The sequence below is a fragment of the Streptomyces sp. Ag109_O5-1 genome, assembly GCF_003814875.1.
Classification (GTDB): domain Bacteria; phylum Actinomycetota; class Actinomycetes; order Streptomycetales; family Streptomycetaceae; genus Streptomyces; species Streptomyces sasae.
This window is the reverse complement of record NZ_RKQF01000001.1, coordinates 11,550,028-11,574,196: the sequence shown is the minus strand read 5'-3', so window position 1 is coordinate 11,574,196 and position 24,169 is coordinate 11,550,028. Positions and strand designations below refer to the sequence as shown.

20 protein-coding genes and 1 pseudogene are annotated in these 24,169 nt (G+C 68.9%); 12 read left to right on the top strand and 9 right to left on the bottom strand.

What is annotated here, in order from left to right:
• The first annotated feature begins 63 nt into the window (after positions 1-63).
• From EDD90_RS52880 to EDD90_RS52865, 4 genes and pseudogenes are all read left to right on the top strand, one after another.
• Complete coding sequence (locus EDD90_RS52880; protein ID WP_123980620.1) at positions 64-750, top strand: isochorismatase family protein; 687 nt, start codon at positions 64-66, stop codon at positions 748-750.
• 146 nt (positions 751-896) lie between these two features.
• Positions 897-2,150 (top strand): MFS transporter, encoded by a 1,254-nt coding sequence (locus EDD90_RS52875; protein ID WP_123980618.1) that lies wholly within the window; start codon positions 897-899, stop codon positions 2,148-2,150.
• 110 nt (positions 2,151-2,260) lie between these two features.
• Positions 2,261-3,118, top strand: a complete 858-nt coding sequence (locus EDD90_RS52870; RefSeq protein WP_123980616.1) for a Cof-type HAD-IIB family hydrolase — start codon at positions 2,261-2,263, stop codon at positions 3,116-3,118.
• A 212-nt stretch (positions 3,119-3,330) separates the two neighbouring features.
• Positions 3,331-4,596 (top strand): annotated as a pseudogene (locus tag EDD90_RS52865) (NF041680 family putative transposase); the annotation flags it as partial.
• A 22-nt stretch (positions 4,597-4,618) separates the two neighbouring features.
• Here EDD90_RS52865 and EDD90_RS52860 read toward each other — a convergent pair.
• From EDD90_RS52860 to EDD90_RS52835, 6 genes are all read right to left on the bottom strand, one after another.
• Entirely contained in the window at positions 4,619-5,203 is a 585-nt protein-coding gene (locus EDD90_RS52860) for a GNAT family N-acetyltransferase (RefSeq protein WP_123980614.1), read from the bottom strand.
• A gap of 85 nt (positions 5,204-5,288) precedes the next feature.
• Positions 5,289-5,930, bottom strand: a complete 642-nt coding sequence (locus EDD90_RS52855) for an undecaprenyl diphosphate synthase family protein (RefSeq protein ID WP_123980612.1) — start codon at positions 5,928-5,930, stop codon at positions 5,289-5,291.
• A gap of 65 nt (positions 5,931-5,995) precedes the next feature.
• Positions 5,996-6,382 carry a cupin domain-containing protein gene (locus EDD90_RS52850; RefSeq protein ID WP_123980610.1) on the bottom strand — a complete coding sequence of 129 codons (387 nt, stop codon included), beginning with the start codon at positions 6,380-6,382 and terminating at the stop codon, positions 5,996-5,998.
• A 119-nt stretch (positions 6,383-6,501) separates the two neighbouring features.
• Positions 6,502-7,965, bottom strand: a complete 1,464-nt coding sequence (locus EDD90_RS52845; RefSeq protein WP_185149555.1) for an MFS transporter — start codon at positions 7,963-7,965, stop codon at positions 6,502-6,504.
• A gap of 103 nt (positions 7,966-8,068) precedes the next feature.
• Complete coding sequence (locus EDD90_RS52840) at positions 8,069-8,650, bottom strand: TetR/AcrR family transcriptional regulator (RefSeq protein ID WP_123980606.1); 582 nt, start codon at positions 8,648-8,650, stop codon at positions 8,069-8,071.
• A gap of 238 nt (positions 8,651-8,888) precedes the next feature.
• The gene (locus EDD90_RS52835; protein WP_185149554.1) at positions 8,889-9,476 is read right to left on the bottom strand and encodes a cysteine hydrolase family protein; all 588 of its coding nucleotides are present in this window, start codon (positions 9,474-9,476) and stop codon (positions 8,889-8,891) included.
• Here EDD90_RS52835 and EDD90_RS52830 point away from each other — a divergent pair.
• Complete coding sequence (locus EDD90_RS52830) at positions 9,456-11,654, top strand: FAD/NAD(P)-binding protein (protein WP_123980603.1); 2,199 nt, start codon at positions 9,456-9,458, stop codon at positions 11,652-11,654. The two genes, EDD90_RS52835 and EDD90_RS52830, sit on opposite strands and share 21 nt — an antisense overlap.
• Here the strand turns inward: EDD90_RS52830 and EDD90_RS52825 are convergent.
• From EDD90_RS52825 to leuC, 3 genes are read right to left on the bottom strand one after another with little or no spacing between them, the layout of a single operon-like run.
• Entirely contained in the window at positions 11,560-12,567 is a 1,008-nt protein-coding gene (locus tag EDD90_RS52825; RefSeq protein ID WP_185149553.1) for a LysR family transcriptional regulator, read from the bottom strand. The two genes, EDD90_RS52830 and EDD90_RS52825, sit on opposite strands and share 95 nt — an antisense overlap.
• 11 nt (positions 12,568-12,578) lie before the next feature.
• Positions 12,579-13,166 (bottom strand): 3-isopropylmalate dehydratase small subunit, encoded by a 588-nt coding sequence (gene leuD / locus EDD90_RS52820; protein WP_123980598.1) that lies wholly within the window; start codon positions 13,164-13,166, stop codon positions 12,579-12,581.
• Positions 13,167-13,177: 11 nt separating this feature from the next.
• Positions 13,178-14,578: a 3-isopropylmalate dehydratase large subunit gene (gene leuC / locus EDD90_RS52815; RefSeq protein WP_123980596.1), complete on the bottom strand. Its 1,401-nt coding sequence runs from the start codon at positions 14,576-14,578 to the stop codon at positions 13,178-13,180.
• A gap of 271 nt (positions 14,579-14,849) precedes the next feature.
• Here leuC and EDD90_RS52810 point away from each other — a divergent pair, with 271 nt between their 5' ends.
• The 7 genes from EDD90_RS52810 (at position 14,850) to EDD90_RS52780 (ending at position 23,810) form a co-directional block, all read left to right on the top strand.
• Entirely contained in the window at positions 14,850-15,854 is a 1,005-nt protein-coding gene (locus tag EDD90_RS52810) for a TauD/TfdA family dioxygenase (protein ID WP_123980594.1), read from the top strand.
• A gap of 49 nt (positions 15,855-15,903) precedes the next feature.
• Positions 15,904-17,088, top strand: a complete 1,185-nt coding sequence (locus tag EDD90_RS52805) for a pyridoxal phosphate-dependent aminotransferase (protein WP_123980592.1) — start codon at positions 15,904-15,906, stop codon at positions 17,086-17,088.
• 29 nt (positions 17,089-17,117) lie between these two features.
• Entirely contained in the window at positions 17,118-18,839 is a 1,722-nt protein-coding gene (gene leuA / locus EDD90_RS52800; protein WP_123980589.1) for a 2-isopropylmalate synthase, read from the top strand.
• Positions 18,840-18,945: 106 nt separating this feature from the next.
• The gene (locus EDD90_RS52795; protein WP_123980587.1) at positions 18,946-20,787 is read left to right on the top strand and encodes an acetolactate synthase large subunit; all 1,842 of its coding nucleotides are present in this window, start codon (positions 18,946-18,948) and stop codon (positions 20,785-20,787) included.
• Between the two features lie 20 nt (positions 20,788-20,807).
• Complete coding sequence (gene ilvN / locus EDD90_RS52790; RefSeq protein ID WP_123980585.1) at positions 20,808-21,356, top strand: acetolactate synthase small subunit; 549 nt, start codon at positions 20,808-20,810, stop codon at positions 21,354-21,356.
• A 71-nt stretch (positions 21,357-21,427) separates the two neighbouring features.
• Complete coding sequence (gene ilvC, locus EDD90_RS52785; protein ID WP_123980583.1) at positions 21,428-22,426, top strand: ketol-acid reductoisomerase; 999 nt, start codon at positions 21,428-21,430, stop codon at positions 22,424-22,426.
• 94 nt (positions 22,427-22,520) lie between these two features.
• Positions 22,521-23,810: an ATP-grasp domain-containing protein gene (locus tag EDD90_RS52780; RefSeq protein WP_123980581.1), complete on the top strand. Its 1,290-nt coding sequence runs from the start codon at positions 22,521-22,523 to the stop codon at positions 23,808-23,810.
• The last annotated feature ends 359 nt before the right edge of the window (positions 23,811-24,169 follow it).

Genomic DNA, 24,169 nt, shown 5'->3' with positions numbered 1-24,169 from the left:
CTGCCGGTGAACGAGGGAATCCGGCCCGGTGCCGGATGCCCGCCCTTGAAGCAAGGAGACGTCATGTCGAACAACGGCCTCATCGACGCCGCGGACGCCGCGGTTCTGCTGGTGGACCACCAGAGCGGCCTGCTGCAGATCGTCAACCACACCAACGTCCACGAGCTGCGCAACAACGTGGCTGTTCTGGCCAAGGCCGCCACCCTGGCCGGCGCCCCGGTGATCGCCACCGCGTCGGTCCCCGAGGGCCCCAACGGCCCGCTGATCCCCGAGGTCTTCGACAACGCCCCCCACGCGACCTACGTCCAGCGCCACGGCGAGATCAACGCCTGGGACGTGGAAGGCTTCCGCAGTGCCGTCGCCCAGACCGGCCGCCGCACCCTCCTCGTCGCCGGCATCATGACCAGCGTCTGCGTCGTCGAACCCGCACTGGCCGCCCTCGCCGAGGGATACGACGTGTACGCCGTCATCGACGCCTCCGGCACCTACTCCGACGAGGCACAGCGGATCTCGATCGAGCGCCTCAGCCGCGCCGGCGTCAAGGTCATCGACGTCCTCGGCGTGGCCGCCGAGCTGCAGAAGACCTGGGCCCGCGAGGACTGGGCCGCCTGGGGCGGCATCTACGCGAGCGTCAGCCCCGGCTACGCCGCCGTCATGGAGTCCGTGGCCCGCGCCCAGGCGGAGGCCACCGGGTCCGAGGGCGCCGGCGCCGAGGTCAAGTGGGCCCAGGCCCGCGGCCAGCTGGCCTGAAACCCGCCGCTACCGCCCCGGGCCGTCCGGCCCGGGGCAGCGAACCCGTCCTTCAGCGACTTGAGTTTCACGGCCGGCGTCGGTCCCAGGCGACGCCGGCCGGCCACCGTCACCACTCGGAGCACACACGAAAACGGAGCACCCCCATGTCGTTGTCCGCCCCCCGGCTCGTTCGCCGGGCACCCGGCCAGCAGATCGCCGCCCGGCACTCGGTCCGCAGGCACGGGGCCGGGTTCTGGTTGATCGCCTCGGCGTTCGTCACGGCCATGGCGTTCTCCACCGTCCCGACGCCGCTGTACCCCCTCTACCAGGCACGCGACGGCTTCTCCACCTTCACCGTCACCATTGTGTTCGCCGTCTACGCCCTCGGCGTCCTGGCCAGCCTGCTGCTCGCCGGGCACATCTCGGACTGGATCGGCCGACGCAAGGTCCTGATCACGGCACTGACCCTCGAACTGGTCGCCGCCGCACTGTTCCTCACCCAGCCATCCCTGCCGCTCCTTCTCCTCGCACGGTTGGTCACCGGTCTCGGGGTCGGCATGCTCACCGCGACCGCCACCGCGCATCTGCACGAACTGCACACCGCACACCGCCCCGACGCCTCGCCGCAGCGCTTCGAGATCGTCTCCACCGCGGCCAACATCGGCGGCCTCGGCTTCGGCCCGCTCATCGCCGGCCTTCTCGCCCAGTACCTCGACGCCCCCCTGCGCCTGCCCTACCTCGTCTTCGGCGCCCTGCTGCTGATCAGCATCGCCGCGGTCGCGCTCACCCCCGAAACGGTCCAGGTGCAGTCCGTCAGGCCCGCCTACCGGCCGCAGCGCATCAGCACCAACCACGGCGACCCAGCCGGATACGTGGCCGCCGCGGCCGCGGGCTTCGCGTCCTTCGCGGTCTTCGGCCTGTTCACCTCGCTGGCCCCCGGATTCGTCGGCCACACCCTGCACCACCCCTCCCGCGCACTGACCGGACTGACCGTGTTCGCCGTGTTCGGCGCCTCCGCCGCGGCCCAGACCCTCACCAGCCGCCTCGACGCCACACTGCGCAGGAACATCGGCCTGTACGCCCAGGCCGCCGGGGCGACCGCACTCGCCGTCGGCATGCACACCGCCAGCCTCACCCTGTTCCTGGTGGCCGGCATCACGGCCGGCATCGGCGCCGGAGTCCTGTTCAAATCCGCCGTCGGCACCGTCGTCGCCATGGCCACCCCGGCCAAACGCGGCGAAGCCCTCGCCGGCCTCTTCCTCATCTCCTACCTCGGCCTCGCCCTGCCCGCCATCGCCATCGGCATCGCCACCCGCTACACCACCATGACCACCGCGATGACATGGTTCACCGCGGTCCTGCTCGCCCTGCTCACCACAGCCGGCCTCCTCGCCCGCCGCCCCAGCCACACCGACTGAGCGCATCCTCCGCCACCAGGCCCAAAGACCCATGCGGCGCCACGCCCAGCCCCGTGCGGCCCCGCGCCCGGCCCACTCGACCAGCCCGCCCCCGGTCCGGAAAGTGCACCATGACAACGACGCCAACGCCGACTCCAGCCTCCCCGCCGCATCCCCGGCCGAAGCTGGTGGCGACCGACCTCGACGGCACACTCCTGCACAGCGACGGCAGCCTGTCCCAGCGCACCCGGGCCGCCCTGACCGCGGCGAGCAAGGCCGGCATCCGCATCGCCCTCGTCACCGGCCGCCCACCACGGTGCGTTCCCGCCCTGCTGGAGACCATCGGACGGCACTACGTCATCGCCGCCAACGGCGCCGCACTGTACGCGCCGGACGCAACCACGATCCACATCTCCCCAATACGGTCCGACACGGCGACCGAACTCGTGACGCGACTGCGCGATGCCGTGCCCGGCGTCTCCTTCGCCGTGGAATACGAGACGGCATACGGCCACGAACCTGACTACCCCAACTGGTCGTTCGGCGAAGAGGCCGTCGAGCTGATCGGTCCCGCCGAGGACCTGCTCACGCCGGCGCCGGGCCGCCATGTACTCAAGCTCCTCGCCCACCACCCCACGCTGCCCCTCGACGTCTTCTACGAGCAGGCGCGACGCAGTGCCGGCGGCAGTGCCGAGACGACCCACTCCACGGGTTTGTCGCTGGTGGAGTTCAGCGCGCCCGGCGTTACCAAGGCCGCCACACTCCTCGCGTGGAGCAGCCGGCTCGGCATCACCGCCGACGAGATCGCCGCCTTCGGCGACATGCCCAACGACCTCCCCATGCTCAAGGCGGTCGGCGCGCCCTACGCCATGACCAACGCCCACCCGGACGTCCTACGGACCGCGCTTTGTCGTACAGCCTCCAACGACGAGGACGGCGTCGCCCAGGCCCTCGAGCGGTTCATCGCCGCGCCGGCGCACGCCCACTGAGCGCGCTGAACCGCCTCGTGCGGGCCACCGCTGCACTCGCGTGCTGCCCGGTCTGCACCGCAGTAGGCGTTCGGCGTGGGACAAAAACCGGTGCACTATTCGTCAGCGCATGCGGAACGGATCGTTCTAGATTCTGCGGCGAGCCGGGAAGAAGTACCGGATATTCCTCATATACCAGGGCTGGATCCCGCGCAACCAGGGACCGTCTCGGACACAGGGGAGAACGCTCTGCGCCGTATGACGCGCTGAACCGCGGCCGCATCGACACTGACCGGCTCGGCCGACTGCTCGCTGCGCTGCCGCAGCCCACGGCCGCGGATGGACGCCTCGTGCTGGCGGTGGATGTGACCAACTGGCTGCGCCCGGACGCACCCTGCAGTCCGGAGCGTCTGTTCTGCCACGTCTACGGCCGCAGCGGGCGCGCCTCGGACCAGCTTGTTCCGGGGTGGCCTTACTCCTTCGTCGCCGCGCTGGAGAGCGGGCGGACCTCGTGGTGCCAGCTCCTGGATGCCGTCCGGCTCGGCCCCGCCGACGACGTGGCCGAGGTCACCGCCGTCCAACTGCGCAGGGTCGTACAGCACTTGACCTCTCAGGAGCGGTGGCGCGAGGGTGATGCAGACATCCTGATCGTCTGCGATGCCGGCTACGACGCCCCGCGCCTGGCCTACCTCCTTGGTGATCTGCCCGTGGAAGTATTGGGACGACTACGCTCGGACCGCGTGATGCGTCGTCCCGCGACACGGACGACCGCGCTGCCGCAGGGCGGGAGGATCCCCAAGCACGGCCCGGAATTCCGCCTGGCCAATCCCCAGACCTGGGGCGAGCCGGACGCAGCCACCGCGCAGGCCACCGATCGCTACGGACTGGCCCGGACCATGGCCTGGGATCACATCCATCCACGGTTGCGGCACCTGTCCGCCTGGATCGACCACCACGGTGAACTCCCCGTACTCAACGGCACGTTGATCCGGCTCGAAGTCGACCACCTGCCTGGTGACGCCACCCCCGTTCCGGTCTGGCTGTGGTCCTCCAGGACGGGCCTGACCGGCACGGACGTCGACATCCGTTGGCAGGCATTCTTGCGCCGCTTCGACCTGGAACACACCTTCCGCATGATCAAGACGACACTCGGCTGGACTCGCCCCAAGCTCCGCACCCCCGAGGCCGCCGACCGCTGGACCTGGCTCATCATCGCCGCTCACACCCAACTCCGGCTCCTCCGCGCTGCCGCCGCGGACCTCCGGCGTCCCTGGGAGAAGCCCGCCGAGCCCGGCCGCCTTACCCCGGCCCGGGTTCGGCGAGGGTTTCGGAACCTCCGCCCGCACTTGGCATGCCCGGCCCGTGCCCCGAGACCCTCCTCCCCTGGCCCAGGTCGGCCCCTCGGGTCCAAGAACAGACGACCCGCCACCAGGCACGACGTCGGCAAAACCGTGAAACGGGCTGACACTTTCGGAGAGCACGTTCGGTTGAAGACTTAAAGATCAAGCTCAGCGTCCCGGATCAAGCGGTCGTCTTGGCGGCGATCCTGGCGCGCAGCGTTTCGCGGACGGTGGGCCACTCATCTGCGAGCAGGCTGTAATACAGCGAGTCGCGGCGGGTGCCGTCCTGGCGCCGCATATGGCTGCGCAGGGTCCCTTCATAGACCAGGCCCAGACGGGCCAGAGCGTGCTGGGAACGGACATTCAGATTGTCAGTGCGTAGAGCGAGCCTGGCGAGGTGCAGGTCGTCGAAGGCATGACTGAACAGCAACAGCTTGCTCTCAGCGTTGTAGGGGCCTCCCCAACAAGATCGATCGAACCAGGTCGCACCGACTTCGGCACGGCTCTCATCCAGGTCAATGGCATACAGGCTGGTCGAACCGATCACTGTGTCGTCGTCACAACGTTGCACCGCGAAGCACCGCCGAGCCGGGTCCGCGAGCATCTGGCTCAGCATCTCGCGCATCTGCACCACAGACTCGGGACGAGGCCGTGGCATCCACTGCCATACCTCGGGGTCGGATGCAGCAGGGAAGAGATCTTCGGCATGGTCGGTGGATAACGGGACGAGGCGGACCTCACTACCGACGAGAGCGTTGGTGTTCACCGCGACACACTAGAACGAAGAGCCCACGAACTGCTTCCGAAGCAGGGCCACTCACGCTCTTCGCTCCCCACTCTCCCCACACACTTCAAGATTCTCCGAAGTGAGGCGAGGAGCACCTCCGTTCGTTTTCAAGGCTCTGGCCGCAGTTCCGTGAGTCCTCAGCCGGAAGCCGGTGAGCCATCTGCGGGTGCCGGGCCAGCACGTCCGGGGCGACGCGGGCGCCGTCGCCCACACCGTGCGACGTGCTCCCGTCCAGGACGCCGCGCAGGGCACTGAGGATCTCCAGGCGCCCGTCGTAGGCGAGCGCGATGTTCGCCCGGCCGCCGCGGGCATCGGCCGTGGTGGCCACGAGGTCAAGCAGCTCGGTGCGGTGCTGGGGCGGCAGCAGGTCGAGTTCACCGATGAGGCGGAGTCGCCAGCGCCCGGCCGCGGTGATGGGCCGCAGGCCTTCGAGCACCGCGTCCATCAGCGGGGCGGTGTGCGCGGCGGGGCGCCGAAGGTTGTCGGCCGACATGGCCCACGCCGTTACGTGCGGGACGCCAGCCTGTTCGCACCACGTCAGCAGTTCCCCGAACTTCTGCGCGCCGCGGCGATAGGCGCTGTGCAGGGAGGCCCCGTGTGCCGCCGCCCAACGGCGGTTGCCGTCGAGAATGATGCCCAAGTGGTGCAGCTGGTTGTGAATACCGAGGGCGGATTCGCTGGGTGCTGCGGTCGGTGCCGGGCTCATGGTGCCTCCTCGTGTCGTGCCGAAGCCGGCTGCGTGGCATACCCGGACGGGGGTCGCGGTGCCACTCAGGCAGGCAGGACGGGGCGCTCCCAGATGACCAGGGCGGTGAACCCCCGGGGGCTGCGCGGTGCATGGACGCTGCCAGGTTCCATCACGAGCAGGCTGTTGCGCCCGTAGGTGCCGTCCTCGGTCTCGAGTTCGCCGTCGAGAACGAAGATCAGCTCGTAGCCTGGATGCACGTGCGCCTGCGCCTCGGCTCCGGGCAAGTAGCGCACGATCGCCGCCGCGGGGCCGTCGGCGCCGGTCTCCTGCGTGCCGTACAGGCGGTGGATCTCGGCACCCACCCGGCCGTCCGTGACCAGCGGCTGGAAGTCGAGGTCCTGGAGGGCCATGCGGCCCGCCCCGGACGCCGTGAAGAGAGCGGGGAGCTGTTCGATCAGGGAAGAAGACATGGTTGGTCCTTGTGGTGGTCGGGGTGGTGGGTGGGGAGCGTGCTATGCCTGGTTGTACGGGGCCGGGGGCCGGCCGCCCCGGAGGGAGCGGAGCGGCCGGCCCGGGCGCCGTGGTCGGGTCAGCGGGCGAAGTGGCGCCGCGGAAGCGCGAGCAGCACTGCGACGAGGCCGCCGATTCCTGCGGCGAAGAAGGCCTGCTGGAAGCCCTGGTGCAGGGCTGCGGTGTGGCCGATTCCCGAGTGTCCGCTGAGCAGGTGGGTCGTGTGGGCGGCCGCGATGGCGGTGAACGCCGCCAGCAGGGCGGAGCTTCCGGTCTGCTGGGCGGTGTACTGCAGGGCTGAGACCACACCGCGTTCGGTGGGCTTGGCGCTGCTGGTCGCGGAGAGCATGTTGGCGAGGTTGGCGACGGTGGCACCGCAGCCGATGAGGATGTCCGGGCCGAGCCGGCTGCCGACGAAGCTCGTCGAGGGGGTGGTGGCGAACCACAGCAGGCCCGCGGCCATGACGGCGGGAGCGGCGATCGCCATGCGGCGGACACCGAATCGCGCGACCAGCTTCGGGCCGATCCGGCCCATGGGGAGGATCATCACGGCAGCCGGCAGCAGGCTCAGACCGGCGCGGGTCGGTGACTGGCCGAGGGCCTGTTCGTTGTCGAGTGCGACGAGGACCAAAGCGCACAGAAACGCGCCGGAGACCAGGGCGGCCCGCAGGTTCGCGGTGTGGACGACGGGGTTGCGCGGGATGCGCAGCGGGAGCAGCGGGTCAGGGCTGCGGTGTTCGTTCCAGCCGAAGGCGACGAACAGGGCCAGGGAAGCCGCGATGCCACCGAGCGTGGGAGTGCTCAGCCAGCCGCGGTGCGCTGTCTCGGAGAGGGTGTAGATCAGCAGGGCCAGGGCCAGTGTCACCGTCGTCGCACCCGCCATGTCGAACCGCCGGGGTCCGGCGGCCTGCTCCCGGGTGGGGCGTGGCAGGAAGCGCGGGGTAAGGACCAGGATGGTCACGCCCACGGGGACGTTGACGAGGAACAGCCACCGCCAGCCAAGAGCGTCGGTGAGCAGGCCGCCGAGGATGAGGCCGAATCCGGCGCCCGACCCGATGACCGCCTGGAAGGTGCCCATGGCGCGCTGGCGCCTGGGGCCCTCGGGGAAAAGATCGAGGATGAGCGCGAGGGTGCACGGCGTGGTGATCGCGGCGCCGACGCCCTGCGCGGCACGGGCGGCGATGAGCACGGCGGCGTTGGGTGCCAGTGCCGCGGCGAGCGAGGCGACGGTGAACAAGGAGATGCCGAGTACGAAGGAGCTGCGTCGCCCGAACAGGTCGACCACGCGCCCCCCGAGCATCATGGCTCCCGCGTACGTGAGGGTGAAGGCCGTGGTGATCCAGGATAAGGAGGCCGCGGACAGGTGAAGGCCGCGGCTGATCGGCGTCATCGCGACACTGACGATGGTCATGTCGACCGCGATCATGAAGTAGCCGATGACGGCCAGGGTGAAGGCGATCCCGGGGTGGCTGACTGCGGCCTGCGTGCCACGGGTGGCCGCAGGGGTCTCGGCGCTGACGGCTTCTGCTTGTTTGCTGGTCATAAGGTGGTCCCGGGGTGGCAGGGATGATGGCAGGTCCCGCAGTGCGATGCCTGCGGGCGGCAAGTCGCCGGGCGGACGAGGGCGCGGCGGTCGTCGCGCACGTTCACAGGTCGGCTCCGGCACCGGTCTCGGCCTTCCCGAGCAGCCGCAGGATGCCCGCGGCTGCTCGGTCGAAGCGGCTCTCGTCCTGGGCGGCACGTGCCAGGACATAGCCGCCCTGCATGACGGCCACGATCGATGCCGCCGTGGCGACGGGATCGAGTTCGGCGTCGAGTTCGCCGTCGGCCTGGCTTTCGGCCAGCACGGCGGCGAGCCGGTGCTGGAGCCAGTCGAACGTCTCCTTGATGGGCCGGAGCAGTTCGGGGTCGCCCATGACGTGCGGGTCCTGGGTTAGACCCCCGAGCGGGCAGCCCCTGAGGACCCCTCGCTGCCGGCGCAGACACGCGGTGATGCGCTCCACGGCGTGCCCCGGAGCGCCGAGCCGGTGGTCGAGCGCAGTCCGCAGTTCCTGCGCACTGCGCTCGACAGCGGCTCGGGCCAAGTCGTGCTTGCCGCGGAAGTGGTGATACATGCTGCCCTGGCCGACACCGGCCTCTCGGAGGATGTCCTTGGGGCTGGTGCCGTCGAGCCCACGGTCCCACAGCAGGGCACGAGTGCTTTCGATGAGGCGTTCTCTCGTATCCATGAATCGACTGTACCTACTAGTATGTACACGACCAAGGGGCGATGCCCGTCCGGCTGCCCCGGAACGCGAGTGGATTTTCAAATCCCGGAGCCTTTCGGCCATCCGGAAGGCGCATTCCAATTGTTCATGCCGGACATCGTTCGCGCTTCGTCCTTCAGAGGAATTCCACGATGAAGGCGGACGACTCCTGGCAGGCGTCCGTTCCTCCAAAGTGGAGAGACGTCCCAGCGCCCTCGTCTCAAGTGGAGGCACGGGTCGTCCGTGCCAGTTCTGTTCGGTCCGGCAGCGCCTGGTCGACGGTCACCACCGAGGCGGTACGCGCGATCAGTTGCAGTGCGGCGTCGTGCAGGTCGTCGCGTGCGGACACGGTGGCATCCGCCAGCACCTCCACGGCGTAGTCACGGTCGTGCCCGTCCCGCGCCCCGGCCAGCACCACGAGGTCGGTGGAGACCCCGGCGAGCAGCAAAGTGTCCACGCCTCTCGCGCGCAGTACGAGGTCGAGCTCCGTGCCGTAGAACGGGCTGACGCGCCGTTTCACGACGATCGGCTCGCCGGGTTCGGGCTTGACCGCGTCGTGGAAGCACGTTCCCCATGAGTCCATGACCAGTGCGCCCTGTTCGCGCGCTGCGGCGAAGACGGGTGAGTGCGCCGGCGCCTCGGAGAAGTCCGGCGAGAAGCCGACCACGACGTGGATCACCGGGATGCCGCGCGCCCTGGCTCGGGCGAGCGCGGTCGCCGCCCGCGCCAGGACCTGGCGGCGTGCCGCCTGCGCGGCGTATCCGTGCGGGGCGTACGCCCCGCACGGATGGACGATCTCGTTGAGCATGTCCAGCATTATCAGCGCAGGAGACCGCTCCATAATGTTCCCCTCTCTTGCCTCGCGGCGAACTTCGGTGGATCTCTCACCCAGAGCTTCGGCGAGGCGGGGCATCGCTTCCACAGTAATGACCAAAGTCGATCGATACATGAACACGGATTCCTTGCTGCCCGCGTCGAAACAGTTCTAGCTTTCTGTGCCAAGGAATTGGACTTCGGAAAAGCGAGGAATCTGATGACCGAGCAGCGTGATGCGCGATGGATTTCGGGGCCGATGCCGGGGGCGCAGGAGCCCGCACCGGCACACCGGATCGCGATCGTGGGGAGCGGCCCTCGCGGTGTTGCCGTGCTGGAGCGCGTCGCGGCCCGGGTCGCGCAGTCGCCCGGTCGCCGGGTGGAGGTCTGCCTCATCGACGCGGAGGAAGTCGGGTGCGGGCGACTGTGGCGCTCCGACCAGCCCGAATGGTTCCTGATGAACACCGTGTGCGGGGAGGTCACCATGTTCTCCGGGCCGCCGGACGACGGCCCGGCGCGTCCGGGCTCGGGCCCGTCCCTCGCCGCGTGGTGGAGCGCGCATGAGCCGGGCTTCGCCGGCAAGGACGGTTACGCCCCCCGCCGTCTGCACGGCAGGTATCTGCGATACGTCGTCGACACCGTCGAACGCACGCTGCCCGAGGGGGCGAGCCTGCGCCGGATACAGGCGCGCGTGGAGGACGTGGCTCCCATGGACGGAGGGGGTTATCGGCTCTCGTTTACCGGACGGGCAGATCTCTGTGCCGACAAGGTAATTCTGGCGACCGGGCATGCACGCCCGGACCAGGTGGGGCAGTTCCGGGACTTCGCCGAGTTCGCTGCAGCAAGGCCGCATCTTCGCTATTTCGCGGGTGATTCGGTGGCCGAAATGCCGTTGGAGGAAATCCCGGACCGTTCCAAGGTCGGGGCGATCGGGCTCGGTCTGTCCTTCTACGATCTGATGCTGGCCCTCAGCGTCGGCCGCGGCGGCAGATTCGCCGAGGCCGCCGACGGCAGCCTGACGTATCTGCCCAGTGGCCGGGAGCCGCTCCTGGTGGCCGGTTCCCGCAGCGGTGTGCCGCTGCCGGCACGCGGGCGCAACCAGAAGCCGTCCACGCTGGCGTTCGAGCCCGTGCTCTTCACCCCGGCACGCATCTGCCGCAGTATCCCCTTCGGGCAGATCCGTTTCATGACCGACGTGTTCCCGTGGAACCTCGCGGAGGTGGAGCTCGTGTACTACCGCACGGCCCTGCGCGAGCGGGACGGCGAAGCGGCCGCGGCTCTGTTCACCGGGCAGGTGGTCGCCGCGGCCGAGGACGGCGTACCGGAAGTGGCCAAGATCGCGGCCGGGTTCGGGGTGGCTGACCTGCCTCCGCTGGACTTCGAGCAGCTGGCCCGGCCCTTCGCCGGACGCCGCTTCGCCAGCACCGCGGAATTCGATGAGGCGTTGAGCGCTCATCTGCGCAAAGACCTGGAGCACGCCGAACGCGGAAATTACGCCGACCCGTTGAAGGCCGCGCTCGACGTGATGCGCGATACCCGATGGGTGATACGGGAGATCGTCGATTTCGGCGGGCTGAGTCCCGATTCGCACCGCGACGAGTTCCTCGGCTGGTTCGCCCCACGCAGCGCGATGCTGGCCGCGGGTCCGCCGCGGATCCGCGTGCGTCAGGCGATGGCGTTGCGGGCCGCAGGGGTGCTGCGGGTGGTGGGTCCTGATTCCCGGTTCACGACGTACGAGGGCCACAAGGGCCGGTTCATGGTCTCCTCGGCGAAGGTGGCGGGATCCACCGTCGCGGTGGACACCCTGATCGACGCGCGGACGCCCGAGCCGAATGTCGGGCTCGACCCGGCGGCCCTCACCCGGAATCTGCTCGCCCGCGGTACCTGGACCGAGTTCGTCAACGGCAGGGGCCCGCAGGCCTTTCCCACCGGTGGGGTCGCCGTCACCCGCAGCCCGTTCCATCCCGTCGACGACGCGGGCCGCACCGACACCGGTCTCTACGTCCTGGGCGTCCCCACCGAGCACACCCGCTGGTTCACCCTGGTGGGCAGCAGCCGGCCCGGCCCCTGGAACGAGTTCACACGGGACGCCGATGCGATCGCACGGGACGCGCTGCAGGCCCGGCAGCAGAGGGCCCGCGCAGGCCGCCGCCAGGTGGTCCAGGTGGCCTGATCCGTGGCCGACCGTCCGTGCGCCCTTGGTCCCGCGCACCCGGTCCCTCGGCCGCCAGCTCCTGGGCGATGAAGACCAGCTCGTGGACCGCAGCGGGCGACCGGACGCCCACCCGGGTGGCCAGGGCGACGTGCCGGGAGACCGCGGGGGCCAGCGGGACCTCCGTCACACCGGCGGGCAGGGAGAGCATGGAGGAGGTGGGCAGCACCGTGACGCCGAGGCCTTCGGCGACCATCGCCAGCAGGGAGTTGAGATCGCGCAGCCGGTGGGCGACGTCCGGCTCGACGCCCCCGATCCGCAGCACGGCACGTATCACTGGCTCCACCCCTCCCACCGGCATCAGGAGGCGCTCGTGGGCCAGGCTGTGTACGGGCACCGGGGTGTCTTCGCGGGCCAGGCGGTGCCCGTCGGCGACCAGCAGGTGCATCTCGTCCTTCCACAGCGGGAAGGTGGTCAGGTCCTCCTTCGGCAGGGTGACCACGCCGATGTCGACGACCTGGCGGCGCAGCCACTGGGCGATCTGCGGGTCGGTTCCCTCCCGCAGTTCGATCTCCTGGTTCGGCAGGCGCCGGTGGAAGCGGCTGATGAGGCCCGGCAGGAAGTGCAGCCCGAAGCTCTGGCTGGTCGCGAACCGGATGGTGCCCCGGCGCCCTTCCCTGGTCGAGCGTGCGATGTCCTGGATGCGGTCGGTGTGGGTGATCACGGCCCGGGCGTGCTCGAGGACCTCGCTGCCGCACACGGTCAGCCGTACGCCGTTGCGATCGCGCTCCAGCAGCACGCAGCCGAGTTCTTCCTCGAGTTTGGCGATCGCATGGCTGATCGCGGACTGGCTGACCCCCATGTGCGCGGCCGCCCTGGTGAATCCCCCGCAGTCCGCGATCGCGATGAGCGCGGAGAACTGAGTGAGTTTCATCGACGACGACCTCATGTCGTCACCGGCAACGCGGCACGGCGGCCGCGCTCGAAGGCGGCGATCCGCTCGGCGTGGCGCAGGGTCTGCGCGATCCGGTCCTCGCCTGCCAGCAGCCGCTGCCGGGCGTGCTCCTCCAGGGCGAAGGGGTGGCTGTGACCGGCACAACGCACCGACAGGCGCTGCAGATCGACGGTGACCGGGATGTCGGGGCGGGCCTCCACCCGGTCCCACAGCTGCTCCACGGCCCCGGTGGGCAGTTCCACCGGCAGCAGCCCGTTCTGCAGCGCGTTCTCCCTGAAGATGTCGCCGTACCGGGGGGCGATGACAGCCCGGAAACCGTAGTCGAGCAGGGCCCACACGGCGTACTCCCTGGAGGATCCAGTGCCGAACTCGGTGCCTGCGACCAGGATCGTGGCGCCTTGGTACTGCGGCTGGTTGAGGACGAAGGCGGGATCGTCGCGCCAGTCGGCGAACAACGAGTCGGCGTGCCCGGTCCGCTGCGAGCGGTTGAGAAAGCGCACCGGAATGATCTGGTCGGTGTCGACGTTGCTCCGGCGCAGCGGTACGGCCGACCCTGTGTGGACAGTGAACTGGTACACGGTGTGGCTCCTTACAGATCGCTGGGGGCGGCAAGCCGGCCGGCGACCGAGGTTGCCGCCGCGACAGCCGGGGAGACGATGTGGGTGCGCGACCCTTTGCCCTGCCTTCCTTCGAAGTTCCGGTTGTTGGTGGACGCCGCGCGCTGGCCGGGCCGCAGCCGGTCCTCGTTGAGCGCGGCGCACATCGAACATCCGGCTGCCGCGCGGAAGTCGGCGCCGGCCCGTGCGAACACCTCGGCCAGTCCCTCTTCCTCGGCGCGGGCGCGGACGGCTGCAGAGCCCGGCACGATGATGAGGTGGACGCCGTCGGCCACCCTGCGGCCGCGCAGCACGTCGGCGGCGGCCCTCAGGTCCTCGATCCGGCCGTTGGTGCACGAGCCGATGAACACCGCGTCGACTGGGACGTCACGCATCGGTGTGCCGGGGCGCAGCCCGATGTACTCCAGGGCGCGGGCCGCGTCGGAGCGCTGCTGGGGGTCCGTGAAGTCGTCCGGCGAGGGCACCCGGGCATCCAGCGGAATGCTCTGTCCCGGGTTCGTGCCCCAGGAGACATAGGGGCTCAGCCCGTCGGCGTCCAGGACGATTCCCTTGTGGAACACCGCGTCCGGGTCGCTGCGCAGCGCCGTCCAGTGGGCCACCTCCTCGTCCCACTGAGGCCCGCTCGGCATGCCGGGACGCCGGCTGAGGTAGTCAAGGGTGGTGTCGTCCGGTGCCACCACCCCGGCGCGCGAACCCGCCTCGACTGTCATGTTGCACAGGGTCATCCGCCCTTCCATGGAGAGCGCGGAAACCGCCTCGCCCCGGTACTCGATGATGTGTCCCTGCCCGCCCGAGGTACCGATCCGGGCGATGACGGCCAGGATGAGGTCCTTGGCGCTGACGCCCTCAGGGAGGCGGCCGTTGATCGTCACGGCCATGTCGTCGGGCCGGTGCAGCGCGAGCGTCTGGGTCGCCAGGACGTGCTCGACCTGGCTGGTGCCGATACCGAAGGCCAGCGCGCCGAACGCGCCCTGTGTGGTGGTGTGCGAGTCGCAGCACACGATGGTCATGCCAGGGCGCGTCAGCCCCAGCTCGGGACCGATGACATGGACGATGCCCTGGCGGGGGTCGCCGAGCCGGTGCAACGGGATGCCGAACTCGGCGCAGTTGGACCGCATCAGCTCCGACTGCCTGCGCGAGCCGGGATCACGGATGACCCTTTCGATGGCGACGGTGGGGGTGTTGTGGTCCTCCGTACCCAGCGTGAGGTCGGGACGACGCACGCGACGCCCGGCCGCACGCAGGCCGTCGAACGCCTGCGGTGTGTTCACCTCGTGCAGCAGGTGCAGGTCGATGTAGAGCAGATCGTCTCCGCCTGCGCTCCTGTGCACCACGTGCTGATTCCAGATCTTCTGCGCCAGGGTTGATCCCATGAATCCCCCATCATCGAAGTTCATAACTCCATCCCGAACATCGATGCAGAAGTAAACCTGCGCCGCACACGGGCTGGCAAGGAATTCCTTTGTAGCGGCCGATCATCCTTTTGCCGGGATACCGGTTGACGCGCTTCCACCGTCGGTGGAGTCACCTGCTCCCGACTTCTCCACCGCACCTGAAATTCAACCGGCGAGCGATGACACGACTCCAGGGGCAGGGGATTGTTTGGGAGGTCAGAATTCATCCCCGAGATCGGACAGAGGAGTCATGAAGCCGATCTACACACTCAGCAACGATGAGTACGCGGAGCTGTATCGCGTCCTCGACGGGGTCGGCAAGAACCCCTACGAGGAGTACGAGGCGTTCTCCCAGGCCGTGCGCGATCTCGTCGAACGGGGGGAGGTACCGCAGTTCTTCGTGGACGTAGCCAACCGTATCCGCGCGGAGCGAGAAGCCGGCACGTCGGATGCCCACGTCATACGCAACTGCCCGATCGACCCCGAGCTTCCCGAACTCGGGGACGAGGACCCGGTCGCGGTGAAGCACGTCGCCAAAAGGACGTTCATCGGCGAGGCGCTCCTGGAGCTGTTCGCCCAGCTGGCGGGAAACCCGCTGCTTGCCTACGCGAGGAACTGGGGCGATTTCTTCACGGATGTGGTCGCCATCCGCAAGTACAGCGGAATGCTCACCGGGTACAGCGACAGTGAGCTGTTCTTCCACAACGACCGAACCGCCCACGACGTACGAGCGGACTATATTGCCCTGCTCGGCATGAGGTGCCCAGGAAACGACCTGATCTACACGGGCTTCATCGACGGGCGCGCCATGCTCAACGAATTGACGGAGCACGATCAGGCGATGCTCCGTCGGCCGTACTACATCACTCCGTTCGATGTCTTCTCCAAGGAGAAGAACGAGAGCCTCACGTTCTCCGAGGTCCATTCGATCCTGGAGAACCATCACAGCTTCCGCTATCTGGACACCAGCACGACGACCGCGCCCGGCAGCCCCGTGGAGGCCAAGGACGCGCTCCTCGCTCTGAAGGACGCGCTGGCCAAGGTGGAGAAGCAGCGCCACCGGATCCTGGAACGCGACCTGTTCCTGCTGGCCAACCAGGACGGTCTGCACAGCCGGGAAAAGATCGAGATCAACGACCCGGCCGAGGCCCGCAAGCGCTGGCTCCTGAAGACCTACGCGTTCCGTGACGACGCGGCGGCGGACCGGCACGCCGACAAGTGGCTCGACTCGGTGCGGGGCCGCGTCGCCGACTGACCCCGCGCAGGCGAGAGGGCGCCGGCACGACACAGAAGCGGAGAACCACATGCCCATAGTGGCGGAGCGTTTCACGAGGATCCAGAAATCGGCGACCTACGCCGTCCTCGACCAGGTCAGGCAACTGCGCGCTCAAGGTGCCGACATCCTCGATCTCGGCGGTGGCGAGCCTGACTTCGGCACTCCGGGGCATATCGCCGCGGAGGCCGTCGCCGCCATCAACGACGGCTTCACCCACTACACACCGAGTCGCGGTACCCCCGAACTGCTGGGGGCGGTCGCCGGAAAACTGGCCAAGGACAACGGCGTCCTGGCCGACCCGTCCACCGAGATCATCGTGACGCCTTCGGCCAAGCATGCGCTGTACAGCGCCGTACTGACGGTGCTCGACCCCGGCGACGAGATCATCGTTCCCACTCCCAGCTGGGTGAGTTACGCCTCCATGGCCCATCTCGCGGGCGCCCGGCCGGTGTTCGCCGAGCTGAGCCCGCACGACGGCTTCCGCCTTTCACGCCCCGTACTCGAGGCGGCGGTGACGGGACGGACCAGGGCGGTTCTCGTCAACACGCCCAACAATCCCACCGGGCGGCTGCTGGACGCGGACGAAGTGGACGCGCTGGTCGGATTCGCCCGGGATCGTGACCTGTTCATCATCTCAGACGAGATCTACGAGAAGATCAACTACAGCGGGCGTCCGCACATCAGCCCAGCGTCCTTCCCGGATGCCCGCTGCCGCACCCTGACGGTGAACGGCTTCTCCAAGGCCTACGCCATGACCGGATGGCGCCTCGGCTACATCTCGGGGCCGGCCGAAGTGATCAGCGAGGTCCTCAAGGTGCAGCAGCACAGCGTGGGATGCGCTGGATCGTTCGTCCAGCGCGGCGGCCTGGCGGCGCTCAACGGACCGCAGGCGCCGATCGAGGAGATGACGGCGCAGTACGCCGCCCGGCGCGACCGGATCGTCGCCGGTCTCAACCGGCTGCCGGGCATCCACTGCGCCGCTCCCGACGGAGCGCTGTACGTCTTTCCCGACATCCGGGGCGCCGCCCGGGGCGGCTGCGAACAGTTCACCTCCTGGCTGCTCACCGATGCCGGTGTCGCTGTCACCCCCGGCTCCGCCTTCGGGCCCGGCGGGGAGGGCCATATCAGGCTCTCCTTCGCCACGTCACCTCAGGTCATCGACGAGGCGCTGCACCGGATGGCAACCGCGTTGGCAACGGCCGACCGGCCGTAATCATCTGAGAGGTATTCACCATGTCCCTCATGGATCTGTCAGGCCCAGGCGTACTGGCACCCACCCCGATCACATCCGCCACCGCACGCCAGCGTCCTTCCGGGATGCCGGTCCATCGCTACAGCGCGCCTCCGTCGGTTCCCCTGGCCAATCGCCGGTGGCCGCTGCGCACCCTGTCCAAGGCACCGCGCTGGCTCTCCACGGATCTGCGTGACGGCAACCAGGCGCTGATCGAGCCGATGTCGCTCAATCGCAAACACACCATGTTCGACCTGCTGGTGTGCATGGGCTACAAGGAGATCGAGGTCGGATTCCCGGCCGCGTCGCACACGGAGTTCGACTTCGTGCGCTCGCTCAGCGAGCGCAAGATGATCCCGGACGACGTCACTGTCTCTGTGCTCACCCAGGCGCGGGAGGAGCTCATCGAGCGCACGCTGCAGTCCCTGGTCGGTGTCCGCCGTGCGACGGTCCATCTGTACAACGCCACCGCTCCGCGCTTTCGCGAGGTCGTCTTCCGTTCCAGCCGCGACGAAGTGATCTCGATCGCGGTGAACGGAACCCGCCACGTCATGGAGCACGCGCAGCGGATCCTCGGTTCGGACACGATGCTGGGCTTCGAGTACTCGCCGGAGATGTTCACCGGCACCGAGTTGGAGTTCTCAGCCGAGATCTGCGAAGCGGTGATGGACGTATGGCAGCCGGGAGAAGGCCGCGAGATCATCCTCAATCTGCCGGCGACCGTGGAGCTGAGCACCCCCAACGTCTACGCCGACCAGATCGAGTGGATGTCCCGGACGTTGTCGCGCCGGGAGTACGTCTGCCTGTCCGCCCATCCGCACAACGACCGGGGTACCGGGGTCGCCGCGGCCGAACTCGCCATGCTGGCCGGCGCGGACCGTGTGGAGGGCTGCCTGTTCGGCCAGGGCGAGCGCACCGGCAACGTCGACCTGGTGACGCTCGGACTGAACATGCTCACCCATGGCATCGACCCGGAAATCGACTTCTCCGACATCGAAGAGGTCAAGCGGACCTACCGCCACTGCAACCAGATGAGTGTGCCCGAACGGCACCCCTACGGCGGGGACTTGGTGTTCACCTCGTTCTCCGGGTCCCATCAGGACGCCATCAGCAAGGGCTTCGAGGCACAGCGCACGCAGGCGGCCCGCATGGGGATGCCCGTCGACCAACTCCCCTGGGACATGCCGTATTTGCCGCTCGACCCGCATGACATCGGCCGCAGCTATCAGGCGATAGTCCGGGTCAACAGCCAGTCGGGCAAGGGCGGGATCGCCTATCTGATGAAGGAGTGCCACGGGCTCGACCTGCCGCGCCGCCTGCAGATCGACTTCTCCGGTGTCGTCCAGGGCCACACCGATGCGCACGGCGGCGAGATCACACCGGAGCGTCTGTGGACGGTCTTCGCGCACGAGTACCGCCTCGCCGACGGGCGGCCCGGCGAGTCTCTCGGGCTCCCCTCTCACTTGGCCCGCTCCGTGGACGAGGACAAACTCGTCACGGCTCTGTCCGACCTCGGCATCACCGTCGACGTGGTGGAGCGCCACGCTCACCTGGTGCACCGCACCGACCAGGACGACGCCGCCGTCTACCTGGAGTGCATGGTCGGCGGCCGGATCGTCTGGGGCGTCGCGGTGGACCACGACCCGGCCCGCGCCACAGCCCTGGCGCTGCTGCGGGCAGTGGCGCGGCACCAGCAGCAGACCGCGCCCCGAAGCTTCCCCTGCCCCCACTGAGGCATCCCCCGCCCGACGCACGGCTCGCCCCCCGTGACGGTCGGACTTCTCTTGCCCGTCCCGCGTGCGCGGGCCCGACACCCTCTACAGATGTGTGGAGCAGACAATGCAGAACGCCGCCCGGCAGCCCCTGGATGCCGATCCCTCACCCATGCGGTCCAGTGCACCCCGACCACGCGCCACCGCGCCACGCATCACCGGCGCGCAGTCCCTGATTCTCGCTCTGGAGAACGCGGGGACCGACACCGTGTTCGGCATCCCGGGCGGCGCCATCCTCCCCGCCTACGACCCTCTCATGGACTCCCCGCAGCTGCGCCACATCCTGGTCCGCCACGAGCAGGGCGCGGGCCACGCGGCCGTGGGGTACGCGCAAGCGACCGGGAAGGTGGGCGTGTGCATGGCCACCTCGGGGCCCGGTGCGACCAACCTGGTCACGGCGATCGCCGACGCCCACATGGACTCCGTGCCGCTCGTGGCAATCACCGGACAGGTCGCCTCCAAGGCGATCGGCACGGACGCCTTCCAGGAGGCGGACATCGTCGGCATCACGATGCCGATCACCAAGCACAACTACCTGGTGACCCACGCCGACGACATCCCGCGGACCATCGCGGAGGCCTTTCACATCGCGTCCACCGGCCGCCCCGGCCCGGTCCTGGTCGACATCGCCAAGGACGCCCTGCAGGACGAGACCACGTTCGTCTGGCCCGGCCAACTGCAGCTGTCCGGATACCACCCCGTCGTCAGGCCCAATCTCCGGCAGATCCGTACAGCCGCCGAAATGATTGTCCAGGCCCGGCGGCCGGTCCTGTACGTCGGCGGCGGCACGGCGAAAGCGGATGCCGCCGCCGAGTTGAGGGAGCTGGCCGAACTGATCGGCGCGCCGGTCACCACCACGCTCATGGCGTTGGGGGTGTTCCCCGGCAGTCACCCGCTGCATATCGGCATGCCTGGCATGCATGGCACGGTCCCCGCCGTCGCGGCACTGCAGAAGGCCGACCTGCTGGTGGCACTCGGCACCCGCTTCGACGACCGCGTCACTGGCCGGCTCGACGGCTTCGCCCCGCACGCCAAGGTGATCCACGCGGACATCGACCCGGCCGAGATCGGCAAGAACCGCAGAGCGGATGTGCCCATCGTGGGCGATGCCCGCAGCGTCATCGCGGAATTGGTCCGGGCGCTGCGCGGCGAACATGCGCATGGCCGCCGGGGCAGCTATGCCGCGTGGTGGCAGGACATCGACCGCTGGCGCCGCACCTACCCACTCGGCTACGATGCCCCGCCGGCCGGCACGCTGGCCCCACAGCAGGTGATCCAGCGGATCGGCCAGCTCGCTCCCGAGAACACGCTGTACGCGTCCGGGGTCGGGCAGCACCAGATGTGGGCAGCGCACTTTCTCCCCCATGAGCGCCCTCGCCGGTGGTTCAACTCGGGCGGTGCCGGGACCATGGGCTACTCGGTGCCCGCCGCGATGGGTGCGAAGGTCGGCCGCCCCGATGCCACGGTGTGGGCGATCGACGGGGACGGCTGCTTCCAGATGACCAATCAGGAACTGGTCACCTGTGCCCTCAACGACATCCCCATCAAGGTGGCAGTCATCAACAACGGCGCCCTGGGCATGGTCCGCCAGTGGCAGACCCTCTTTTACGGTCAGCGTTACTCCCAGACCGGCCTGCAGGCCCCTTCCGCCCCGGCGCAGGGGCAGCGAACCGTCGGGACGCGGGTGCCCGACTTCGTGCGACTGGCCGACGCGATGGGCTGTGTCGCGATGCGCTGCGAACGTCCACAGGACCTGGACGAGGTCATCAGTGCGGCCAACGCCGTTCAGGACCGTCCGGTCGTCGTGGACTTCGTCGTACACCAGGACGCCATGGTGTGGCCCATGGTGGCCGCTGGTGCCTCCAACGACGACATCATGTCCGCCCGCGGAATCCGTCCCGAGTTCTGAAACAGAGAGGTCGCCACGCCATGCCCAAGCACACCCTGTCCGTTGTGGTGGAGAACCGCCCCGGGGTTCTCGCCCGGACCACCGCGCTGTTCTCGCGCCGCGGCTTCAACATCGAGTCCGTGTCGGAGGGGACCACCCATGACCCGCGGGTCTCCCGCATCACCCTCGTGGTGAACGCCGAGGACCGAGAGCTGGAGCAGGTGGTCAAACAGATCGGCAAGCTCGTCAACGTTCTCAAGATCGTGGAGTGCGATGGGGACGCCGCGATCCGCCGGGGTCTTGTGCTGGTCACCGTCGAGGCGGACCGGCAGACCCGCCCCCTGGTCGTGGACACGGCCCGGCTGTTCGACGCCCGGGTCGTGGACGTGGCCCCGGACGCGGTGATCGTCGAGGGGTCCGGCAGTCCCGAGGACCTGCAAACGATGCTGCACATGCTCGAACAGTTCGGCATCAGGGAACTGGTCCGCTCCGGAACCCTCGCCATCCGCCGGGCGTCCCACTGTGCCCAGCCGGCCCGTGCTCTGCCGCTGCGCCCGGCCCGGGCCGAGAGCTACCCGGTCAGCGCCTGAATCCGCCGCTCACACCGTCAACTCCCCCATCCGACTTGGCACTTCGCCCCGCTTCAAGGAGAGAACCCAAAGTGGCCGAGCTGTTCTACGACGCTGACGCCGACCTGTCCATCATCCAGGGCCGCAAGGTCGCGGTCATCGGCTACGGCAGCCAGGGCCACGCCCACGCGCTGTCGCTGCGTGACTCCGGTGTCGACGTGCGTGTCGGTCTGCACGAGGGCTCCAAGTCCAAGGCGAAGGCCGAGGAGCAGGGCCTGCGCGTGGTGACCCCGGCCGAGGCCGCCGCCGAGGCCGACGTCATCATGATCCTCGTCCCGGACCCGATCCAGGCCCAGGTCTACGAGGAGTCCATCGCCCCGAACCTGAACGACGGCGACGCCCTGTTCTTCGGCCACGGCCTGAACATCCGCTTCGGCTTCATCAAGCCCCCGGCCGGTGTGGACGTCTGCATGGTCGCCCCGAAGGGCCCGGGCCACCTGGTGCGCCGTCAGTACGAGGAGGGCCGCGGCGTGCCGTGCATCGTGGCCGTCGAGCAGGACGCCACGGGCAACGGTTTCGCGCTGGCGCTGTCGTACGCGAAGGGCATCGGCGGCACCCGCGCCGGCGTCATCAAGACCACCTTCACCGAGGAGACCGAGACCGACCTGTTCGGTGAGCAGGCCGTCCTCTGCGGTGGCACCGCCGCCCTGGTGAAGGCCGGCTTCGAGACCCTGGTCGAGGCGGGCTACCAGCCGGAGATCGCCTACTTCGAGTGCCTCCACGAGCTGAAGCTGATCGTCGACCTCATGTACGAGGGCGGCCTGGAGAAGATGCGCTGGTCGGTCTCCGAGACCGCCGAGTGGGGCGACTACGTCACCGGCCCGCGGATCATCACCGACGCCACCAAGGCCGAGATGAAGCAGGTCCTCGCCGAGATCCAGGACGGCACCTTCGCCAACAACTGGATGGACGAGTACCACGGCGGTCTGAAGAAGTACAACGAGTACAAGAAGCAGGACTCCGAGCACCTGCTGGAGACCACCGGCAAGCAGCTGCGCAAGCTGATGAGCTGGGTGAACAACGCCCGTTGAGAGCCGGGGGCGGGGCCGTGCCCGGCCCTGCCCCCGCACCCTTGTGCCGCGGGCCCGCGAGGGCCTGCAGGCCGCGGATTGCCAGGGGAATCCCATGATGAAGATCGTGATCGTCGACCCCGTCTCCAGCGGGGCGTCTCTCGCAGAGGCGTTCCGCGAACGTGGAGTCGAGACCTTCCACGTGTACCAACCGGAGCTCGAAGCCGCCTTCGCGGCCGATCCCGCTCCCGGCGGAAAGCTGCTGCGCACCGGCTTCGATGAGACCCTGACCGCACTGCGGCGGTACGGGCCGGATGCCGTCCTGGCCGGGAGTGAGGTCGGGGTGGCCCTCGCCGACGCGCTGGCGGCCGCTCTCGGCCTGCCGCACAACGCTGTCGGCCTGGCGCCCGCCCGCCGCGACAAGTTCGCCATGGCGCAGGCGTTGGGGCGGGCGGGCGTGCCGCACGCGGCCACTGCGGCGGTGGCCGGCGAGGGGGAACTAGGAACGGCGCTGTCGCGCTTCGTGCACTACCCCGTGGTCGTCAAGCCCGCCGCCAGCGCAGGCAGCGACGGGCTGGCCATCTGTGACACCGAGGCACAGGTGTACGAGGCCGTCCGTGGCCTGCTGGGGCGACCGAACCTGCTGGGCCGGCGCAATGACGTGGTTCTGCTCCAGGAGTACCTCGCAGGCCCGCACTACATTCTCGACACCGTCTCCGTCGCGGGCCGGCACGTCGTCAGCGACGTTCTGACGGTCCGCTTCGACGAGGTCGAGGGCAGACCAATCCAGCGCCACAAGACGCTCAAGGTCTCACTGGGCCCTCAGGACCATGCCGTTGTCACGTACGGCCTGCAGTGCCTGGACGCGCTGGGTGTCAGCGACGGAGCCGCGCACACCGAGATCCGGCTCACGGATGCAGGACCGCGCCTGATCGAGGTCAACTGCCGTCTCATGGGGCCGATTCTGCCCAGCGATCCGTATCTCGCGGCCCTCGGCCACAGCCAGGCGACGCTGTTGGCTGACGCAGTGCTCAAGAGGGCCCCCTTCGACGAGCTGGCCGCCCGCCCCTATGCCCCTGGCCGTCAGTTCGCCGTGGTCTTCCTGCGGGCCAAGGGCTCGGGAACGGTGCGCGCGATGCCGGGACTTGACATGATTCGCCGGCTTCCGACGTTTCACAGCTTCGCCAAACTGCCCTCGGTCGGGACCGAGATCAAGGATCCGCTGCTGACCACAGGCACTGCGGGCCTCGCTTACTTCGTCGGCACCGACGCCCTGGCCGTCCTCGCGGACGTCGACCACGTGCATGCGCTGGAGGACAGCGGGCTGCTGTACGACATGCGCGGCCCGGCGGACGGCGCCCAGGGGCAGCGGCACGAGCTCCTGATGCCGTCCATCGCCCGCTGACCTACTGGAATCGCGTCGTTTTTTGGGGTGACACCTGTGCGTGGACCGATGTTGGTGGTCGTCGCCGTCGTGTTCCAGGCCGTGTCGAACGGCCTGCTGTCGGATCGGCTCAACGGGACGGACAGCCTGTTCCTCTCCTTCGTCGCCTTCGGCGCATCGGCCCTGGTGTTCGCTCTCGTGGCCAGGTTCCGGCGAGGACGGGCGGGCAAGGGAACCTTCCGCGGTGAACAAAGGCGGCTGCTCGGCCTGCTCAATGTCGCCACCGCCGTGACCTTCCTCAGCTTCTACTGGTCGCTCTCGCTGGTCCCGGCGCCCCTGGCCGTCGGGGTCGAGTCCGGCATTGGCCCCCTGGCCCTGGC

What these genes read in the sequence shown, in the direction of transcription:
- EDD90_RS52835 (WP_185149554.1), bottom strand. Translation starts at nt 9,476, where the DNA reads ATGCTCAACGAGATCGTCCATCCGTGCGGGGCGTACGCCCCGCACGGA.
- EDD90_RS52845 (WP_185149555.1), bottom strand. Translation starts at nt 7,965, where the DNA reads ATGACCAGCAAACAAGCAGAAGCCGTCAGCGCCGAGACCCCTGCGGCC.
- EDD90_RS52830 (WP_123980603.1), top strand. Translation starts at nt 9,456, where the DNA reads ATGGACGATCTCGTTGAGCATGTCCAGCATTATCAGCGCAGGAGACCG.
- ilvN (WP_123980585.1), top strand. Translation starts at nt 20,808, where the DNA reads ATGCCCAAGCACACCCTGTCCGTTGTGGTGGAGAACCGCCCCGGGGTT.
- EDD90_RS52805 (WP_123980592.1), top strand. Translation starts at nt 15,904, where the DNA reads ATGCCCATAGTGGCGGAGCGTTTCACGAGGATCCAGAAATCGGCGACC.
- EDD90_RS52840 (WP_123980606.1), bottom strand. Translation starts at nt 8,650, where the DNA reads ATGGATACGAGAGAACGCCTCATCGAAAGCACTCGTGCCCTGCTGTGG.
- EDD90_RS52810 (WP_123980594.1), top strand. Translation starts at nt 14,850, where the DNA reads ATGAAGCCGATCTACACACTCAGCAACGATGAGTACGCGGAGCTGTAT.
- EDD90_RS52780 (WP_123980581.1), top strand. Translation starts at nt 22,521, where the DNA reads ATGATGAAGATCGTGATCGTCGACCCCGTCTCCAGCGGGGCGTCTCTC.
- EDD90_RS52850 (WP_123980610.1), bottom strand. Translation starts at nt 6,382, where the DNA reads ATGTCTTCTTCCCTGATCGAACAGCTCCCCGCTCTCTTCACGGCGTCC.
- EDD90_RS52875 (WP_123980618.1), top strand. Translation starts at nt 897, where the DNA reads ATGTCGTTGTCCGCCCCCCGGCTCGTTCGCCGGGCACCCGGCCAGCAG.
- EDD90_RS52880 (WP_123980620.1), top strand. Translation starts at nt 64, where the DNA reads ATGTCGAACAACGGCCTCATCGACGCCGCGGACGCCGCGGTTCTGCTG.
- EDD90_RS52825 (WP_185149553.1), bottom strand. Translation starts at nt 12,567, where the DNA reads ATGAAACTCACTCAGTTCTCCGCGCTCATCGCGATCGCGGACTGCGGG.
- EDD90_RS52870 (WP_123980616.1), top strand. Translation starts at nt 2,261, where the DNA reads ATGACAACGACGCCAACGCCGACTCCAGCCTCCCCGCCGCATCCCCGG.
- EDD90_RS52795 (WP_123980587.1), top strand. Translation starts at nt 18,946, where the DNA reads ATGCAGAACGCCGCCCGGCAGCCCCTGGATGCCGATCCCTCACCCATG.
- leuC (WP_123980596.1), bottom strand. Translation starts at nt 14,578, where the DNA reads ATGGGATCAACCCTGGCGCAGAAGATCTGGAATCAGCACGTGGTGCAC.
- leuA (WP_123980589.1), top strand. Translation starts at nt 17,118, where the DNA reads ATGGATCTGTCAGGCCCAGGCGTACTGGCACCCACCCCGATCACATCC.
- EDD90_RS52855 (WP_123980612.1), bottom strand. Translation starts at nt 5,930, where the DNA reads ATGAGCCCGGCACCGACCGCAGCACCCAGCGAATCCGCCCTCGGTATT.